The organism is Pseudomonas sp. K5002, assembly GCF_013386655.1.
Lineage (GTDB): Bacteria > Pseudomonadota > Gammaproteobacteria > Pseudomonadales > Pseudomonadaceae > Aquipseudomonas.
Map to the genome: position 1 here is coordinate 1 of NZ_JACARK010000271.1, position 3855 is coordinate 3855.

At 60.3% G+C, this 3855-nt stretch carries 3 protein-coding genes; all 3 read right to left on the reverse strand.

Annotation, left to right across the window (positions count from 1 at the left end; genetic code table 11):
• Positions 1–788, reverse strand: a 788-nt coding sequence (locus tag HX846_RS14040; protein ID WP_178965571.1) for a DUF1329 domain-containing protein, incomplete at its 3' end; no start/stop codon positions are given.
• Positions 789–814: 26 nt separating this feature from the next.
• A complete protein-coding gene (locus tag HX846_RS14045) occupies positions 815–2605 on the reverse strand; it encodes a DUF1302 domain-containing protein (protein WP_178965572.1) in 1791 nt (596 codons plus the stop codon).
• A 485-nt stretch (positions 2606–3090) separates the two neighbouring features.
• Positions 3091–3855 (reverse strand): SDR family oxidoreductase (locus tag HX846_RS14050; protein ID WP_178965573.1); only part of this gene is annotated, 765 nt, incomplete at its 5' end.

Here is a 3855-nt window from a genome sequence, read left to right on the forward strand (position 1 = left end):
TGGCCGGCGTTGTAGACCCAGGCCAGGCGCGGTTCCTTCACCTGGTCGAGCGTCTCATGCACCAACAGTACGTTGCCGGCCAGGCGCGCCGGCGCGGTCACCGATTGTTTGAAGAAGGTCAGTACGTTGGCGCCCTTGACCGGGTCCATGTCCGGGATCAGCTGCGGCACGGCCACTTCTTCTTCGAAGCGGATCGGCGTGTAGCTGCCGTTGGTCTGCGGCGTGGCCTGGGTAATGATGCGGCGCAGGTTGCCGCCGTGGTAACGGGTGATGTGGTTCCACAGCACCTCAACGCCGTTCTTCGGAATCGGGAACGCGTAGTAGCGGTTGCCGGTGAAGTTCTCCAGGCCATTGCCGTCGTTGATCGCATGCACGTTGAGCGCGCTGCGCTTGATCGACTCGTAGATCTCCGGCGGCAGGTTGACCGTGCGGTGGGTCGGGTACACGGGGATCTTGTAGGTTTGCGGGTAGCGCTTGAACATCGCCACCTGGCCTTCGGACAGTTTGTCCTTGTACTTGTCGACCGTGGCGGCGGTGATCACGAACAGCGGCTTTTCATTGGCAAACGGGTCAGCGAGGAAGCCTTTGCTGTCCACCGCCCCGGCGTTTTTCGGGATACCACCGGTCCATGCCGGGATCGAACCATCGGCGTTACCGGCCTTCTCGGCGCCCACCGGGGTCAGGGTAGTGCCGAGCTTGGCCGCTTCTTCCGGCGACACTGCGGCCATCACGTTGGCGGCCAACAGGCTCAGGGCCAACACCCCGCATTGCAGAATCATCTTGCGCATAGTCTCTTGTCCTTACTTAAGCCAAATCAGAAGTTCACGCCAAAGCTGAGGGCGATGAAGTCGCGGTCGGTGAGGGTGTTGTAGTCACCGCCAAAAAAGTCGGTGTAGCTCAGGCTCGCGGTGTAGGTGTTGCGGTAGTCCGCATCCACGCCGACGCTGATGGCCTTGGCGCCTTCGTTGAACAGGCCGTTGGGGCCGTAGCCGCTGACGTCCTGGGACCACGACACGTTGGGCTTGAGGTTGACCCCGGCGAATACGTTGTTGTAATCGAGGATGGCCCGGGCGCGATAACCCCAGGAGTTGGCCGTGACAAACCCATCGGTGTCGCCGCCGAAACCGTATTGGCCGTAGACCGAGTCACGGCCATAACGCAGCTTGGATTTCGCCTCCAGCCCGCCGACGTGCACAAAGGCCGCCTCGCCCACCAGGGTCAGGCGTTCGGCGCCCAGTACCTGGTCGAAGAATTGGGTCATGGTGCTCTGGATCTGGGTGATTTCCTTGCGGCGGTAGCCGGCGTTGTCGGCACCGAAGGAACTGCTGATCGGTGAAGCGGCGTTGCCGGCAATCGGGTTGACAAGGGCCAGCGTCAGGTCGGTGGTGTTGAGTTGTACGGGAGCATTCGGGCGGTAGCTGATTTCGCCGGTCCAGGCGGTGCCGGTGGCCAAGGTGGTGGAGAAACTGGCACCGAACAGGCGGATATTTTCCGGGTAGTCGAGGTAATACTGGCCGCGACCGAGCATCGTGCTTTGCGCCAGGCCGGCCCCGGTACCCGGGGCGATCCCGTTGGCCGCGTTGGCAATAGCGCCAATGGTTGCCAGGTTGGTGTTGGCGGTGATGGTACCGACGGTGGGCGTGCGGCTGTGATAGTTCATGAAGTACAGGCCGTACTCCGTGTCATCCCCCAGCCAACGCAACGCCACGCCGAACTGGCCGCCATCGCGCGCCTCGCGGTCTTTTGCACGCTGCACCACTACGCCTTCTTTCGTAACCTGGAAGCCCTGGCCAAACGCCGCCGCTACCGGTTGCAATGGTGCAATCGCCGGGCTGCCGACGGTGTAGTTGCCGTTGCAGCCATGGGCCACCACGTCGTTACCGAAGAAGGTGCCGCAGTTGTCCACCACGGTGTTTTCCCAGTTCAACTGGTAGAAACCTTCCACGCTCAACTGGTTGGTGAGGCTTTGGGAGGCGAACAGCATGTTGACCGGAATCAGGCCTTCCTTGATCTCGGCGCCAGGGCGGCGGAACGCGGAAACGTCGATGGGGTTGATGCTGTTGATGGAGTTGCCGATGAACGTACTTTCCCCCCAACTGACCACCTGTTTACCGACGCGCACGTTGCCCGGCAAATCGCCGATGGAATAGTTGTGATAGACAAATGCATCGAGTAATTCGTAGCCGGAGGAACGCGCGCCTTCGTCGCGGTGGTTATTGCTGATCTGCTTGAATTCGCGGTCTTCGTCCTGCAGTTCGAAGTCGTACCAGTACTTGCCGCGCACGAACACGCCGCTGTCGCCGTACTTGAGTTCCAGGTCGTGGATGCCCTTGAAGATCTTGGAGAAGGTCTCGCCCTTCTTGAAGTTCAGGCGACCATCATCGCCAGTGGAAGCCTGGCCCGTTCCGCCGTTGGGAATGCCCACCAGCTTCTTGTCGGCATCGCGCATGCCCCAGCTGGCACCGACCGACAGCGAGGAATCGAATTGCCCTTCGATCTCGCCGATGTTGAACGAAACAGCCTGCGCCTGGGCACAGCAACCCAAAGCAACCGCAGCGGCCAGCGCCTGTGGCCTGAAGATGGCGCGCATTGTTGTTTTTGTCATGCGTCTTCCCCGGTGGTGTGACAGAAGGCCCCACCCTACTGCCCGCGATCAGGAGCGATAAGCGCACCAAGGAGGTATTCGTGTTGTCGCTCGAAAGGATGAGAGGGCGCTCTGGCCGGGGTCCTGGAGAGGCCATGGACGAGATGGATGAAGGATTATCAGGAGGATGGATGAGGTGTTATTGCCACTGTTGCGGGTTTTGTAACAGTCCTTGTCTCGAATCGCTATTTTTCATTTTGTAACAAAAGCCTATTCTTGCCTGGCTTTCAGGGCAAACCGCCCGCTTCCAGAACCTGGAGGAACAGCCATTTTTTTATGGATTGATCAATATTTTCAATCTGTTACCGGTGTTCACTGACGTTGATTTATTGCTCCTTGATCAAACGTCTTACTTCAGCCGCTGCCTTTGCAGCGGCTTTTTTTATGCCTGAAATAAAGCGGGGCGCCATGGCGCCCCGCTTGATTAAAACTTTTTCACGTAATGATCACAGGCTGTACTTCTGCAGGTTGGCCATCAACTCCTTCAAGGCCTCGATGTTGTCCTTGGGGTGAGCGGCCCCGTCGAAGTCACAGATTTGCTGCCAGTGGGCGGCGACATCATCCGGGGAGAACCCGGCTTCAGGATCAAACCCAACCCCCAGGCTGCGCTCCCAGCGGGTCTTGCCGATCCAGCCGCCGCCCACCTCAAACAGCCCGGAGGTTTCCTGACACGCCTCGCTGCCCAGGTACACCACCAGCGGGCTGATCAATTCCGGCTTGAGGCGTTCGAAGACTTGCGGCGGGATCAGGCCTTCGGTCATGCGTGTACCGCCGGTGGGGGCGATGGCGTTGACCAGGATGTTGTTCTTGCGGCCTTCCAGCGCCAGGGTTCGGGTCAAGCCGTACAGGCCGAGTTTGGCCATGCCGTAGTTGGACTGGCCGAAGTTGCCGTAAATGCCTGAGGTCGAGGCGGTGAAGATCACCCGGCCGTAGGCTTGTTCACGCAGGTGGGGCCAGGCGGCGCGGGTGACTTTGTAGGCGCCTTCGACGTGTACGCGGTAGACCAGGTCCCAGTCGCTGTCTTCCATTTTGTGGAAGGTTTTGTCCCGCAGGATCCCGGCGTTGTTGACGACGACGTCGATGCGGCCGAAGGCGTCGAGGGCGTTCTGGACGATCTTGTCACCGTCGGTGACGGAGTCGTGGTTGGCCTCGGCGATGCCGCCGGCTTCGCGGATTTCGGCTACGACGCGGTCGGCCGCCGAGGCGTTGGC